This is a genomic window from Thioclava pacifica DSM 10166 (assembly GCF_000714535.1).
GTDB classification, from domain to species: Bacteria; Pseudomonadota; Alphaproteobacteria; order Rhodobacterales; family Rhodobacteraceae; genus Thioclava; species Thioclava pacifica.
Genome location: NZ_AUND01000001.1, coordinates 394,978 through 409,963, shown reverse-complemented (window position 1 = coordinate 409,963; position 14,986 = coordinate 394,978). Strand labels below are relative to the sequence as shown.

Genomic DNA, 14,986 nt, shown 5'->3' with positions numbered 1-14,986 from the left:
AATTTATTCGAGATTTCGGCAATAGGCTTTCGCAATAGCTCGCGTGGCGCGATTGACCCAACCGATGGATGGCAAAAGAAACCGCCCGCGCGAGGTCTTCGCGCGGGCGGTTTTCGTTTCAGACGACCTGATTGGATCAGGTCTTGAAGATCCGGTAGATCGCCGGGATCACCAGCACCGTCAGCAGGGTCGAGCTGAGCAGGCCGAACAGCAGCGAAATCGCGAGGCCCTGGAAGATCGGGTCTGCCAAGATCACCACCGCGCCGATCATCGCCGCGACTGCGGTCAGCAGGATCGGTTTGAAGCGGATGGCCCCCGCCTCGATCAGCAACTCGATCTTGTCCTTGCCCTCATGCGCCCCGTGCCGAATGAAATCCACCAGCAGGATCGAGTTGCGCACGATGATCCCCGCCAGAGCGATGAAACCGATCATCGAGGTGGCCGAGAAGGGCGCGTGGAAAATCCAGTGCCCCACCATGATGCCCAGGAAGGTCAGCGGCACCGGCGTCAGGATCACCAGCGGCAGGCGGAACGAGCCGAACTGCGCGACGACGAGGATATAGATCCCCAGAAGTGCCACCGCGAAAGCCGCCCCCATGTCGCGGAAGGTCACCCAGGTCACCTCCCACTCGCCGTCCCAAAGAAGCGTCACGTGGCTTTCGTCCTGGGGCTGACCATGCAGAGAGATCACGGGCTTCTCACCCTCGGGCCATTGCATGTTGTTGATGATGTCATCGACCGCGAGCATGCCGTAGAGCGGTGCCTCGAACTTGCCGGCGAGCTCGGCCGTGACCATCTCGGCCTCGCGTCCGTTATGGCGGAAGATCGGATAGGAGGCTTTCTCCTTCTTCACATCCACCACGTCGCCCAGTTCCACCACGCCGCGCGCGCCGGGCAGAACGTTGGCCGGGATCGGAGTCGAGAGCGTGCTCTCGTTCATCACCTTGTTCGACTTCGAGCGCTCCATCACGATCGGGATCGGCTGGCGCTCCTGGCCACGATGCGAATAGCCCACCGTGGTCGAGCCGTTGAGCATCGCCAGCGTATCCCAGACATCGCCCTCGGAGACCGAGTAGAATTCAAGATCGTCCGAATTCACTGTCACGCGCAGCTTGTCGGGCTGGATACCGAAGCTGTTATCCACGTCGACGATGAAGGGGACTTCCTCGAAGGCCTTCTGGATCTGGCGCGCCGCGGCACGGCGCACTTCCGGCGTCGGCCCGTAAACCTCGGCCAGCAGCGTCGCGATCACCGGCGGGCCGGGCGGCGGCTCGACCGTCTTCAGGCTTGCGCCCTCGGGCAGCTTGATCGCCTTGATCTTGTCGCGGATCTCCAGCGCAATCTCGTGGCTGGTCCGGTCGCGCTCGCCTTTCGGCAGCAGCTGGATCTCAACGTCGCCCTGATTGGGCTGGCTGCGCAGGTAGTAGTGCCGCACAAGCCCGTTGAAGTTAAACGGTGCTGCAGTCCCGGAATGGGTCTGCGCCGAGATCACTTCGGGCATCTCGGTGATGATGCTCGCGACCTGCTGAGCGACCGAGTCGGTCTCCTCGACAGAGGTGCCCGCGGGCATGTCGATCACCACCGAAAGCTCGGACTTGTTGTCGAAGGGCAGCAGCTTCACCGTGACGTGCTTGGTATAGAGCAGCCCCAGCGAACCGAAGGACAGAACCGTCACGATCAGCAGGAACAGCCCCGCACGGCCCTTCGTTTTCAGGATCGGACGCGCGAATTTCGAGTAGAGCGCGCCGAGCTTGCCACCGTGATTGTGCCCGCCATAAGCGTCGTCATCTTCTCCATGACCATGCAGCTCCGCCTTGCCCGCGACCTTCACCATCAGCCAGGGCGTGATGATGACAGCCACGAAGAAGGAGAAGATCATCGCCGCCGAGGCGACCGCCGGGATCGGCGACATGTAGGGGCCCATCAGCCCCGACACGAAGAGCATGGGCAGAAGTGCCGCCACCACGGTCAGGGTCGCGACGATGGTGGGGTTGCCCACTTCGGCCACAGCCTCGATCGCCTTGGTGATACGCGAGCCGGGCGTCTTCATTGCCCAATGTCGCGCGATATTCTCGATCACCACGATCGCGTCGTCGACGAGAATACCGATCGCGAAGATCAGCGCGAAGAGCGACACCCGGTTGAGCGTGTAGCCCATCACATAGGCCGCAAAGAGCGTCAGCAGGATCGTCACCGGGATCACGACCGCCACCACGATGGATTCGCGCCAGCCGATCGCCACCAGCACGAGGCCGATGATCGACACGGTCGCGAGGCCAAGGTGGAACAGAAGTTCATTGGCCTTCTCGTTCGCGGTCTCACCATAGTCGCGGGTGACCTTCACCTCGACATTTTCGGGGATCAGCGTGCCATGCAGATCGTGCACCCGATGCATGATCTGTTCGGCCACGACCACCGCGTTCGAGCCTGCCCGCTTGGCGATGGCGAGCGTCACCGCCGGGGTACGCTCCAGCTTGCCATCCGCGTCGCGCTGCACGTTCGAGACGATATGATCGGAGGCATCAGGCACATAGGAGACCTTCGCGACATCGGCCACGTAGACGGGGCGGTTGTCACGCGTCGTCAGAAGCAGCCCCGCGATCTCCGCTGGCGCCACCAGCGTCTCGCCCGCCGAGAGCGAGATCTGCTTGCCCTCGTGCCGGATCGTGCCGGTGTTGAAGGCGCGGTTCGCTTGAGTGACCTTGTTCGAGAGCTGTTGCAGCGTCACGCCATAGAGCGCGAGCTTGTCCGGGTCGGGCTCGATCCGGATCTCGCTCGTCGCATCGCCCACCACATAGGTCAGGCCGACATTCTCGATCTTCGTGACCTCGGTCTGAAGCTCGCGCGCGATCCGGGTCAGTTCGTTGCTGTCGACATCGGCCCCGTTCTTGCCGGTCAGGGTCAGCGACACGATCGCCACGTCGTCGATCCCGCGGCCCACGATCACCGGATCGGGGATGTCCTTGGGAATACGGTCGATATTGGCACGGACTTTTTCATGCACGCGCAGGATCGCGGCATCCGAAGAGGTGCCGACCTTGAAGCGCGCCATCACCAGCGAATAATCATCCTGCGTGCGCGAATAGACGTGCTCGACCTCGTTGATCCCCTGCACGATGGTTTCCATCGGCTCGGTCACGAGTTTCATCGCATCCTGCGCCTTCAGACCCGGCGCCTGGATATGGATATCCACCATCGGCACCGAGATCTGCGGCTCTTCCTCGCGCGGCAGCGAGATCAGCGCCACGAGACCCACCGCAACAGCGGCGAGGATCATCAGCGGCGTGAGTGCGGAGCGGATGAACGCCTTGGTCAGCCCGCCCGCGATCCCGAGCTTGCCGTGGATCTCGTCCTCTTCGGGCGTTTCGGGCCCGGTCTCGGTCTTATTGCTCATAGGGCACCACCGTATCGCCGGGGTTGAGGCCCGTAAGGATCTCGACCATCTCCTGGTCATCCATGTTCACGCGCACGCCGGGCACGACGGTGCGTTCGATATTCCCGCCATCCTCTTGAACACGTACGAAATCGAGGCCGGTGCGCGTGACGATATAGCTCGCCGGGATCATGATCGCCTGACGGTTGCCCATCGGCAGCTTCACCAGCAGACGAGCCGCAACGAAGCGCGAATCCAGATCGGGCACCTCCACATCGGCCTGAACGCGGCCGCCTTCGATCAGCGGGTAGATCTTGGCGAGCTTGCCCTCGATCTGCTGGCCCTCGGGGCCGGTGATCATGATCGTGTCCCCGGTCTTGAGCGTGTCAGCGTGGCGCTCGGGAACCGAGAGGCGCAGGAAGAAACCGCCCCCACCGATCGTCGCGATCGTCTCGCCGCCCATCACGACCGCATCCTTGGTCACCGGAACCGAGACCACCTTGCCGTCGATCGGTGCGGTCACGGTGCCGAATTGCTGCTGCTGCTCGTAGACCTTGCGCTGCGCCTTCTGCGCCGCGATTTGGCCTTCATAGACATTCACCTGCGTCTGGAGCTGATCGACGTTCTGCGTGGTCGAGACCCCGCGTGCCTTGAGCTCTTCGCCGCGTTTGAGTTCGGTCTGGGCATTGGCGAGCTGCGCCTCGAGCGCGTTGATCTGCGCGTCGACAGCCCCGATCTGGTAGTCGATGGTCTGATCAACGATCTTGCCGATCACCTGACCGGCCGTGACCGTGTCGCCCTCGGTCACGTCAAGCTCCGTGATGGTGCCCGAGATCCGCGCCCGCGCGGCGATCGTGTTCTTCGCCTCGACCTGGCCATAGACCGATTTCCAATCCGTCACGATCTGCGGTTCAACCTTGATCGCGCCATCCTGAGCCAGCGCGATCCCCGGCAGGAGCAGCGCGGCAAATGCCAACGGCAGGAATTTCAACGTCATCTCGGATTCCCTTCCCCCGGGTACGGCAGCAATGCACCCGGTTATATTCCGGTTCTTGAATGTGAGCCCATACAGCGAAATTCGACCATTACGCAAGCCTTCATGCCTTGACCTGTGTCATGGCCGCATCGCCGGGGGTTTTCGGCCCCACTTTCATGCGCTAAAGCCGTTTCCGCAACAGTCTTGGAGAGTGAGATGCACGATATCCGCGCAATCCGCGAAAACCCCGCCGAATTCGACGCCCAGCTGGCGCGCCGGGGGCTCTCGCCGCTCTCGCCCGAGATCCTCGCGCTCGACGAGGCGCGCCGGACGGCCATTCACGCCGCCGAGACCGCCAAAGCTGAACAAAACAGCGCTTCCAAACAGGTAGGCGCGGCCAAGGCCAAGGGCGACGAGGCCGAGTTCGAGCGCCTGCGCGCACTGGTGGCCGAGAAGAAGGCCGAGGTGGCGCAGATGCAGACCGAGGCGGGCGAGCTCGACGCCAAGCTGCGCGACCTGCTGATGACCGTTCCGAACCTTCCGTTGGCCGATGTGCCCGAAGGCGAGGACGAAGATCAAAATGTCGAGATCAAGCGCTGGGGCAACCCGCGCAACTTCTCCTTCACGCCAAAAGAGCATTACGAACTGCCCGCCGTGAGTACGGCTATGGACTTCGAAACGGCCGCGAAACTCTCCGGCTCGCGCTTCGTGGTTCTCAAGGGCGGTGTCGCGCGCGTGCACCGGGCGCTCGCGCAGTTCATGCTCGACCTTCATGTCGACAAGCATGACCTGTCGGAAAACATCACCCCCGTTCTGGTGCGCGACGAAGCAATGCTCGGCACCGGGCAACTCCCGAAATTCGCCGAGGACAGCTACCAGACCACCAATGGCTGGTGGCTGATCCCCACCGCCGAGGTGACGCTGACGAACTACGCCAGCGGCGAGGTGATGGAGGAAAACGCCCTGCCCCAGCGCATGTGCGCCCATACCAACTGCTTCCGCTCGGAAGCGGGCTCGGCGGGCAAGGACACCTCGGGCATGCTGCGCCAGCACCAGTTCGAGAAGGTCGAGATGGTGACGCTCTGCACGCCCGAGACCGCGATCGACGAGCATGAGCGCATGACAAGCTGCGCCGAGGCCGTGCTGGAGACACTCGGTCTGCCCTATCGCCGCATCGTGCTGTGCACTGGCGACATGGGGTTCGGCGCTCAGAAGACCTACGATCTCGAGGTCTGGCTGCCCGGCCAGAACACCTATCGCGAGATCTCCTCGGTTTCGACCTGCGGCACCTTCCAGGCACGCCGGATGAACGGGCGTTACAAGCCCGCCGATGGCGGCAAACCCGAGTTCATCGCGACGCTCAACGGCTCGGGCCTCGCGGTCGGGCGCTGCCTGATCGCAGTTCTGGAGAACGGCCAGGAAGAGGATGGCTCGGTCACGCTTCCGGCGGCGCTGCACCCCTATCTGGGCGGCAAGACGCGTCTGGTGGACGGCAAGCTCGTCTGACGCTGCGGCGCGGCGACGCAAGACATCCCCCCGGGAAACGGCTACGCTCCTCACGAGCAAGTGAGTCGCCGGGGGGCTGCAAATGACGGAAACGACTGCAGGAAACGGGCGCGATCACGCCCTGAGCCGCATTCTCGAACTGGGTGCCGAGGAGGTTCCCGGGCGCATTTCCCAAATGCGCAGCGAGAAGACCCTCTCGAAACTGATGGTCGAAATCAATGCCGCGCTCGTCTCGGAAAACGCCGAGGAGCGCGCGACCGCGCAATCGGCGCTGGATCGTCTCGGATTTCTCTGAGGCTTTCCGAGCGCTACGGCCGAAGTGCGCCGGGGTGATATCCTCCCGGCGCCTCTTCACCGTCTCGATGGGGACATCGAACGGGCTCAGTCGCCCTTCTTCTTCGAATCCCGCACTTTCTTGGCCGCATCCTTGTGGGCCGCACGCTTCTTCGCATCGACGTGCTTCTTCAGACGCGACGGGATCGACTTTTTGCGATCCTTGTAGGGGTTATCCTTGCCCTGATCGCGCATGTAGAGACGGATCGGCGTGCCGGGCATGTCGAAGCTCTCGCGCAGCCCGTTGATCAGATAGCGCTCGTAGCTCTCGGGAATCTTGTCGGCATAGGTCGTCTTGACCACGAAGCCCGGCGGACGGGTCTTCGCCTGCGTGATATAGCGCAGCTTGATGCGGCGACCGCCCGGTGCGGGCGGCGGGTGCGCCTCGGTCATCGCGCGCAGCCAGTTGTTCAGCTTTGCGGTCGGAACGCGGCGGTTCCAGATCTCATGGGCCTTCAGGATCGCATTGTGCAGGCGATCAAGCCCCTTGCCGGTCTTGGCCGAAACGGTGACGAGCGGCGCGCCCTTGAGCTGCGGCAGAAGGCGCTCGAACGCCTCGCGCAGTTCTTTCAGCTTCTCTGGCTTGTCCTCTTCGAGATCCCACTTATTCGCGGCCACGACCACGGCGCGACCTTCGGTCTCCGCGAAATCCGCGATCCGTAGGTCTTGCGTTTCAAAGGGAACATTCACGTCGAGCAGGACGACCACGACCTCGGCGAAGCGTACGGCGCGCAAGCCGTCCGCGACCGAGAGTTTCTCGACCTTGTCGGTCACACGCGCCTTCTTGCGCATCCCCGCCGTGTCCCAGATCCGCATCGGCGTGCCCATGAACTCGGTCGTGACCGAGATCGCATCACGGGTGATCCCGGCCTCGGGTCCGGTCAGCAGGCGATCCTCCCCGAGGATCTTGTTGATCAGCGTCGATTTGCCCGCGTTCGGGCGGCCGATCACCGCGAGTTGCAGCGGCTTTGCGGCCGAGGGCGGTTGGTAGGCGGGAATGTCGCCTTCCTCGATTTCCTCGTCGATGATGACATCGGTCTCGGGCGCATTCGCGGCATGGCGCTCGGCGAACTCGTCGGCCAGCGGCACCAGCGTGGTATAGAGATCGTCGAGCCCCTCGCCATGCTCGGCCGAGATGCGCAGCGGCTCACCCAGACCGAGACTCCACGCCTCCATCGCGCCGGCATCGCCCGCGGCCCCTTCGGCCTTGTTGGCCGCGAGGATCACATGGGCGTTCTTCTTGCGCAGGATGTCGGCGAAAATCTCGTCGGCGGGCGTCACACCCACACGCGCGTCGATCATGAACAGGCAGATATCGGCCTCTTCCACCGCGCGCTCGGTCAGGCGGCGCATCCGGCCCTGAAGACTGTCATCCTCGGCCAGTTCGAGACCGGCGGAGTCGATCACGATGAAGCGCAGATCGCCCAGACGCGCGTCGCCTTCGCGCAGGTCGCGCGTGACGCCCGGCATGTTGTCCACAAGCGCGAGCCGCTTGCCGACAAGCCGGTTGAACAGCGTCGATTTGCCGACATTCGGGCGGCCTACAATGGCCAGGGTAAAGCTCATGATGCCCTCCTTGGGCGTATACGAGCGGCCCCCTTACACCCTAAAAGCCTCACTGAAAAGCGTGCAGTTTCCCGTCGCCGCCCACAACGTAAAGCGTACGGCCCGCCACGACCGGGTCGGTCGAGGCCCCGCCCGGGATCGTTGCCTCGCCGATGAGCGCGCCGTCGACCGGGTTGAAGACCCGCAGCGTCCCGTCAGAGGAGGCCACATACAGCTTGCCGCCTGCGAGCACCGGGCCATAGTTGGCAGTGATCGTGCGCTGCTTCTTGACCTTTTCCTTCTCGTAATAAGGCAGGTCCTTGGACCAGATCTGCGCGCCGGACGCCGCATCGAGGCGCACCAGCTTGCCATTGTCCGAAGTCAGGAAGATCGAGCCGCCCGCAACCTGCACGGGGCTGTTGGCCCCTTCGGTCGCAGTCCACAGCCGTTCGCCCGAGTCCACGTCGAAGGCTGCAAGCTTGCCTGCCGAAGACCCGGCATAGAGGGTATCGCCCACGACGACGGGATCGCCGGTGAGATCCACGACCGAAGCATAGGCCACGCCCGGACGCGCACCCGCGACCTTCGCCTGCCAGATCGACATGCCCGATTTACGCAGCGCCCCTGCAAGGAAGCCCGAGGGGAAGGGGAAGACGACCATGCGATCCGTCACAACCGGGGCCGAGACGCCCGTCATGCCGGAGCTTGCCGGCGGACCCGGCATTTGCCAGACGACCTTGCCGTCCGAGGCACGGATCGCCCAAGCCGAGCTGTCGCGCGCCACCACATAGACCACGCCATCGCGCACGGTCGGGGCGCCGCCAATCCCGGCGTCGAAATATTGCCGCCACTTGATCGCGCCGCTGGCCGCATCGATCGCGACGAGTTCGGCGAAATCGGAGGTCACGAAGACCGTGCCATCGGCATAGGCCACGCCACCGCCCGAGGCATCGCCCTCGCGGTCGCCCGGAGGCGTGATGTCGGTCTGCCAGACGCGCCCGCCATTCGTCGCGGTCGCGGTCACACGGGCCTGGCTGTCGAGGGTGAAGATCTTGCCCGCCGCCACGATCGGATCGGCGGTGATGCGGTAGCGGCGCGCATTGCCCGCCCCGATATCGGCCGACCAGATCAGGTTGGTCCCCGAGCCGATCGCCGCGTTGAACAGGCTATGGGTCGCCGAGCCGCCACGCTGGGGCCATTCGGCATTGCTCACGACACCTGGCAGCTTGATCGGCAGGGCCTGCTGCTGATCCGCCTCCGCCACGACCGGCTGTCCCTCTGCGGCCAGCAGCGCATCGCGCGGCGACATGCGGTCGCCCGACAGGATCACTTCCTTGTTGGAGCAGCCCGAAACGACCGCAGCCAGCCCCAGAACGCAGATCGCCTGTTTGCTCAGATTCACGCCCGTTCCCCCTGCCCTTCGGATCCCCTGCCCGCGATCGCGTCACCCGCGCGCGCGGCAAAGACCTCTTTGGTTCAACCCTTTACTCTTGCGGCGCCGGAGCGGTCTGCCCCGGCTCGGTCGGCACTTCGCCGCCCAGCGCCACAATCAACTCTGTCGCGCGTTGTTGCAAGCCCGGCGTTAGCCCGGCATCCGCGAGAATCTGTTTCGCGATCTCGATGGCACCGTCGCGATCGCCCGCCGCAAGCTTGACCGCCGCTTGCTGCTCCATTGCCAGCAGACGATAAGGCGCGCCGGGCGTGGCGAGCGCGGCCAGAACCGCATCGCGTTTCGCGGGATCCATCTTGTCACCCGCCGCGATCACCGCCTTGAGCTGCGCAAGCTCGCTCAGCGAACGCGGCACATCGGCCTGCGCGCCGACCGCGTCATAGAATTTGAGAGCCTCTTCCGGCTTGCCCGCCTCGAGAGCGGCATCGCCCTGCATCAGGTCGCGCACCGCCAGACGGCTGCCGCCCTCGGCGTCGATCTTCGCCAGCGCCGCACCTGGATCCTCGGCGGCCACCGCCGTCATCAGCTTGTCGCCAAAGGCGCGCGCCTCGGTCTGAGCCTTTTCTTTCTGCCAGGCATTCCAACCCGTGCCGCCGACGATCGCGAGGATCACGACACCGCCGACCCATCCCCATTTCTTGAAGGCGGCAAAGAGCTTGTCCTGCCGGACGGCCTCGGTGACTTCCTCGATGAAACTGTCGGTCTCGCTCACGCGTGCCTCTCCTCGCTGCTGTCGGCCCCTCTTACACGCCTCCCCCGGCGCTGCCAAGGCCCGCGCGGGACGCAAGGTCGCGGGGCTTCGCGCTTGAGATCACGTCCTCCTCTCAGTAATGTGAACTCGATGGTTCACCCGCGCGTATTCGGGGAGAACCAAAGCCACGGCACAGGAGCCCGCACGATGCGCCCGATCCCGATCCTCAACGCGATCCTCGTCCTCGTGGCGCTCTATCTTCTGGTGTTCGAGCGTGACCGGCTGATGGGCTATCTCGGCGACGCCGCGAGCCCGACACAGGAAGAACAAGCCGCGCAGGCCGAAGGCGAGCCCGCCGTGCCGGTGCAGGCGATCGCCTCGACCGCGCAACCCGTCGATCAGGGCGTGCTGACACGCGGTCAGACCGAGGCCGCGCGCCGCGTCGAGGTCCGCGCCGAGACAACCGGCAAGGTGATTTCCGAACCGCTCGGCAAGGGAGCGCAGGTCGAACAGGGGCAGATCCTGTGCAAACTCGATCCCGGCACGCGGCCCGCCGCTTTGGCCGAGGCGCAGGCCCGGCTGGATGAGGCGAAGCTCAACGCCACGGCAGCACAGAAATTGCAGGCCGGCGGGTATCGCTCGGACACGGCCGCGGCTTCGGCGCAATCCGCGCTGGAGGCCGCGATGGCTGCCGTTGAGGCCGCGCAGACGGAACTCGCGCGGCTCGAGATCACAGCACCTTTCGCGGGCCGGATCGAGGAAGACACGGCCGAACTGGGTGCGCTTCTCTCTTCGGGCGGTCTTTGCGCAACCGTGATCCAACTCGACCCGATCAAGCTGGTGGGCTTCGTGCCCGAGACCGAGATCGACCGCGTCCACGACGGCGCCCGCGTCGGCGCCCGTCTGGCCACCGGCCGCGAAGTTCTGGGCCGGGTCACCTTCGTCTCGCAATCAGCCGATGCCGCGACCCGCACCTTCCGCGTCGAGGCCGAGGTCGCCAATGCAGACAATTCGATCCGCGAGGGCCAGACCGTCGAGATGATCGTGGCCGCCGATGGCACCAAGGCACATTTCCTGCCGGCTTCCGCGATGACACTGAACGATGACGGCAAGCTGGGCGTGCGTCTTGCGGTCGATGGAAAGGCCCATTTCGCGCCCGTCACCTTCCTGCGCGACACGCCCGAAGGCGTCTGGCTCGCGGGGCTGCCCGAAGACGCCACGGTGATCGTGGTCGGTCAGGAATACGTCACCGAGGGCTCGCCCGTCGCGGTCACGCTCGTCGATCATGCGCCCGGCGATGTTGCAGAAGACACGCCCGTCCCCGGCACGCCCGCGCCGGAGAGCGCGCAATGACCGGGATCGTCGATTGGGCCGCGGCCCGCGCACGGATGGTCATCGCCTTCGTGGTGATCTCCATCGCTGCGGGGCTGAGCGCCTATATCGGCCTGCCCAAGGAGGGCGAGCCCGATATCGAGATCCCGATGCTTTTCGTCTCGGTCCCCTTCCCCGGCATCTCGGCCGCCGATTCCGAGAAACTGCTGGTCAAGCCGATGGAGACCGAGCTGGCGGGGTTGGATGGCTTGGACAAGATGACCGGCATCGCGAAGGAGAATTACGCGGGCGTCATGCTCGAATTCGACTTCGGTTGGGACAAGACGAAGATCATCGCCGACGTGCGCGACGCGATGAACACCGCCGAGGGAAAATTCCCCGACGGGTTCGAGAAATACTCGATCAACGAGATCAATTTCTCGGAGTTTCCGATCGTCGTTCTGACGCTCTCGGGCAATGCGCCCGAACGCACCCTGCAACAACTCGCCCGCGACCTTCAGGACGAAGTCGAGGGGCTCGAGCCCGTGCTGGAGGCCCAGATCGCGGGCCAGCGCGACGAGATGCTCGAGGTCGTGATCGACCCGCTCAAGCTCGAGGCCTATAACGTCACCGCCCCCGAGCTGATCAATGTCGTGCAGGCCAATAACCAGCTGATCGCGGCAGGCGAGGTCGAGACCGATGGCGGCGCGTTTTCGGTGAAAATCCCCGCCACCTTCGAGACCGCGCAGGATGTCTATGCCCTGCCCGTGAAGAAGAACGGCGAGAGTGTCGTCACGCTGGGCGATCTGGCCGATATCCGCCTGACCTTCGAGGACCGCACCGGCACCGCGCGCTTCAACGGCGAACCGACCGTCGCGCTGCAGATCGTCAAGCGCAAGGGCTACAACATCATCGACACGGTGGACCTGCTGCGCAAGACCGTGGCCGAGGCCGAAAGCCGCTGGCCGGAACCCCTGCAACGCGCCGTCGATGTGGGGATCTCGCTCGATCAGTCGAAGACGGTGGGCGCGATGGTCAGCCAGCTGGAGGGCTCGGTTCTGACCGCGATCGCGCTGGTGATGATCGTGGTGCTGGCGACGCTGGGCACACGCTCGGCGCTGCTGGTGGGTTTCGCGATTCCGACCTCGTTCCTGCTGACCTTCCTTCTGTTGGGCGCGATGGGCGTGCCGATCTCGAATATCGTGATGTTCGGGCTGATCCTCGCGGTGGGGATGCTTGTCGATGGTGCGATTGTCGTCGTGGAATATGCCGACAAGCGGATTTCGGAAGGCTCCGGTCCGATGGCCGCCTATACGGAAGCCGCCAAGCGCATGTTCTGGCCAGTCGTCAGCTCCACCGCCACCACGCTCTGTGCCTTCCTGCCGATGCTGTTCTGGCCCGGAGTTCCGGGCGAATTCATGGGGATGCTGCCCGTCACGATCATCTTCGTGCTCTCGGCCTCGCTGGTGGTGGCACTGGTCTATCTGCCCGTCGTGGGCGGCGTCGCGGGTCGGATGAGCCGCCGCCTCGACATGGGCGCGCGCGTCATCAAGGGCTGGCCCTATGCGCTGCGCCTTGCGCTGGCCGTGGCCTCGGCGGCGCTTGTCTTCCTCGGCGCGATCCTGACGCTCAACCCCGATTTCTTCTCGGGCACGCATAGCGCATCGGGTAACCTTGCCGCATCGCTGCCGGGCATCGCGCTTTTCGTGCTGGCGAGCATGGCGAGCTCGATCACCTTCACCGCCGCCAAGCCGCAGCGCGCGCCCAAACCCGTGGAGGCCGGCTATCGCCGCCGCCCCTTCGGCCGTTTCACCGCGCTGATCGCGGGCAACCCGATCATGCCGCTGATCACCGTGGCGGTGATCGTGGGCGCGGTGATTTTCACCTTCGGCTATTACGGGCGCAACAATAACGGCACGCAATTCTTCACCGATAGCGAGATCGAGCAGGCCATCATCTATGTGCGCGGGCGCGGGAACCTGTCGCTGGCCGAAAAGGACGCGCTGCTGCGCGAGGCCGAGGGAATGGCGCTTGGCGAGCCGGGCGTCGGCGCGGTCTTCTCCTTCGCGGGCGAAGGCGGGCTGAACCAGAACAATGGCGGGGCCAGCGCGCCGCGCGACACGATCGGCCAGATCCAGGTCGAGATGATCCCCTGGGCCGAGCGCAAGGACGACCCGGACCTCGAAGGCGAGGTGGTGATGGAAAAGATCATGGCGAAGATCGCCACGATCCCCGGCATCAAATCCGAATATCTGGCGCAGGATCGCGGGCCTTCCTCGGGCAAGCCGATCCAGCTGCGGCTGAAGGGCAATGACTTCGCCCAGCTCGACGCGGCCGTGCGCTATGTCGAGGCGCATATGGCCGACATGAAAGGCGTCACCGCGATCGAGGACACCCGCCCGCTGCCCGGTATCGACTGGGTGATCGACGTGGACGTGACCCGCGCGGGCCGTTTCGGCGCGGATGTGGCGACCGTGGGCGGCATGGTGCAGCTGGTCACGCGCGGCATCCTGCTCGACACGATGCGCGTGCCCTCATCCGACGAGGAAATCGAGATCCGCGTGCGCCTGCCCGAACAGGATCGGGTGCTCTCCACCCTCGACACGCTGAAGCTGCGCACCACCGAAGGGCTCGTGCCGCTGGCGAATTTCATCACCCGCACGCCTGCGCCGAAACTGGGCCAGATCGACCGGATCGACCAGACCCGCTATTACGACATCAAGGCCGATGTGCTGGACGGCCTTACCAATGACGCGGGCGAGCCGATCACCGGCAATGAACGCATCGCGGCCCTCGGCGAGTGGCTCGAGACCGAGGCCGTCCTGCCGCAGGGCGTCAGCTATGAATGGTCGGGCGATCTGGTTGAGCAGAACGAGAGTCAGGACTTCCTGATGAAGGCTTTCGCGGGGGCGCTCGCGCTGATGTTTGTGATCCTGCTCGCGCAGTTCAACAGCTTCTACAACGCGGTTCTGGTGCTGCTCGCGGTCGTTCTGTCCACTGCGGGCGTGCTGATCGGGATGCTGGTGATGGGCCAGCAATTCTCGATCATCATGACCGGCGTGGGGATCGTGGCACTCGCCGGGATCGTGGTGAACAACAACATCATCCTGATCGACACCTATCAGGAGTTTTCCCGCTACATGCCGCAGCTCGAGGCGATCATCCGCACCGCCGAGGCGCGGCTGCGGCCCGTTCTGCTGACCACGATCACCACGATGGCGGGCCTGACGCCGATGATGTTCGGCCTGTCGCTCGATTTCCTCAATGGCGGCTATTCGATCGACAGCCCGACCGCGCTGTGGTGGAAGCAGCTCGCGACGGCGGTGGTGTTCGGGCTTGGCACCGCAACGGTGCTGACGCTGGTGCTGACGCCCGCACTGCTGTCGATCCGGGTCTGGTTCAACACCGGCGCCTATCGCGGCACGAAGGCGCTCTCGGCGCTGATGCAGGGCACCGACAGCCGGGCCGCGCGCGACCTCGCGCTGGAGCGTGCGATGCGCAAGATGCGCGGCCGCGAGATCATCTGGGATGATGGCGAACACGAGGGAGGGGTGAAACCGCATCTGGTGGCAAAGCCCGACGCGGCGGAGTGATCCTTTGAAACGAGGGCCGCGCCCGACCCTTGGGTGGGCGCTTCGATCCAATGGTGGCCGGGCGCTTTATCTCAAAAGCTTGAGTGACGCGCGTGCTCGCGATGACATCGCCAATGCGCCCTCCCGGGGGGAGGGGTGAGCCGGGATCGAGCGGCCTTCCAGTGGAAGGACGCCCCGGCGAACGCCTGAGCATCGCGAAGGCCGGACG

Annotated in this window: 9 protein-coding genes; 4 read left to right on the top strand and 5 right to left on the bottom strand. The window is 64.7% G+C overall.

The window, feature by feature from the left end; genetic code table 11:
* Positions 1-136: 136 nt before the first annotated feature.
* Entirely contained in the window at positions 137-3,394 is a 3,258-nt protein-coding gene (locus tag TP2_RS01800; protein WP_051692109.1) for an efflux RND transporter permease subunit, read from the bottom strand.
* Complete coding sequence (locus TP2_RS01795) at positions 3,384-4,364, bottom strand: efflux RND transporter periplasmic adaptor subunit (RefSeq protein WP_038073328.1); 981 nt, start codon at positions 4,362-4,364, stop codon at positions 3,384-3,386. Before TP2_RS01795 ends, TP2_RS01800 begins: the two co-directional genes overlap by 11 nt.
* Positions 4,365-4,565: 201 nt before the next feature.
* Between TP2_RS01795 and serS the strand changes: the two genes are divergently transcribed.
* Both serS and TP2_RS01785 read left to right on the top strand, forming a co-directional pair.
* Entirely contained in the window at positions 4,566-5,855 is a 1,290-nt protein-coding gene (gene serS / locus TP2_RS01790; RefSeq protein WP_038072684.1) for a serine--tRNA ligase, read from the top strand.
* Between the two features lie 82 nt (positions 5,856-5,937).
* Positions 5,938-6,150 carry a hypothetical protein gene (locus TP2_RS01785; RefSeq protein WP_038072682.1) on the top strand — a complete coding sequence of 71 codons (213 nt, stop codon included), beginning with the start codon at positions 5,938-5,940 and terminating at the stop codon, positions 6,148-6,150.
* An 86-nt stretch (positions 6,151-6,236) separates the two neighbouring features.
* Here TP2_RS01785 and der read toward each other — a convergent pair whose 3' ends face one another.
* The 3 genes from der to TP2_RS01770 all read right to left on the bottom strand — a co-directional run bounded on the left by der (position 6,237) and on the right by TP2_RS01770 (position 9,895).
* Positions 6,237-7,754, bottom strand: a complete 1,518-nt coding sequence (gene der / locus TP2_RS01780; RefSeq protein ID WP_038072681.1) for a ribosome biogenesis GTPase Der — start codon at positions 7,752-7,754, stop codon at positions 6,237-6,239.
* Positions 7,755-7,803: 49 nt separating this feature from the next.
* A complete protein-coding gene (locus TP2_RS01775) occupies positions 7,804-9,135 on the bottom strand; it encodes an outer membrane protein assembly factor BamB family protein (protein WP_240473681.1) in 1,332 nt (443 codons plus the stop codon).
* Positions 9,136-9,217: 82 nt separating this feature from the next.
* Positions 9,218-9,895, bottom strand: a complete 678-nt coding sequence (locus TP2_RS01770) for a hypothetical protein (RefSeq protein WP_038072680.1) — start codon at positions 9,893-9,895, stop codon at positions 9,218-9,220.
* 186 nt (positions 9,896-10,081) lie between these two features.
* On the opposite strand from TP2_RS01770, the gene TP2_RS01765 reads away from it, so the two are divergent.
* On the top strand, positions 10,082-11,227 hold the full coding sequence (locus TP2_RS01765; RefSeq protein WP_051692107.1) for an efflux RND transporter periplasmic adaptor subunit: 1,146 nt from the start codon (positions 10,082-10,084) through the stop codon (positions 11,225-11,227).
* On the top strand, positions 11,224-14,778 hold the full coding sequence (locus TP2_RS01760) for an efflux RND transporter permease subunit (RefSeq protein WP_051692106.1): 3,555 nt from the start codon (positions 11,224-11,226) through the stop codon (positions 14,776-14,778). The genes TP2_RS01765 and TP2_RS01760 overlap by 4 nt, the downstream gene beginning before the upstream one ends.
* Positions 14,779-14,986: the final 208 nt, after the last annotated feature.

What these genes read in the sequence shown, in the direction of transcription:
- TP2_RS01760 (WP_051692106.1), top strand. Translation starts at nt 11,224, where the DNA reads ATGACCGGGATCGTCGATTGGGCCGCGGCCCGCGCACGGATGGTCATC.
- TP2_RS01800 (WP_051692109.1), bottom strand. Translation starts at nt 3,394, where the DNA reads ATGAGCAATAAGACCGAGACCGGGCCCGAAACGCCCGAAGAGGACGAG.
- TP2_RS01785 (WP_038072682.1), top strand. Translation starts at nt 5,938, where the DNA reads ATGACGGAAACGACTGCAGGAAACGGGCGCGATCACGCCCTGAGCCGC.
- serS (WP_038072684.1), top strand. Translation starts at nt 4,566, where the DNA reads ATGCACGATATCCGCGCAATCCGCGAAAACCCCGCCGAATTCGACGCC.
- TP2_RS01765 (WP_051692107.1), top strand. Translation starts at nt 10,082, where the DNA reads ATGCGCCCGATCCCGATCCTCAACGCGATCCTCGTCCTCGTGGCGCTC.
- der (WP_038072681.1), bottom strand. Translation starts at nt 7,754, where the DNA reads ATGAGCTTTACCCTGGCCATTGTAGGCCGCCCGAATGTCGGCAAATCG.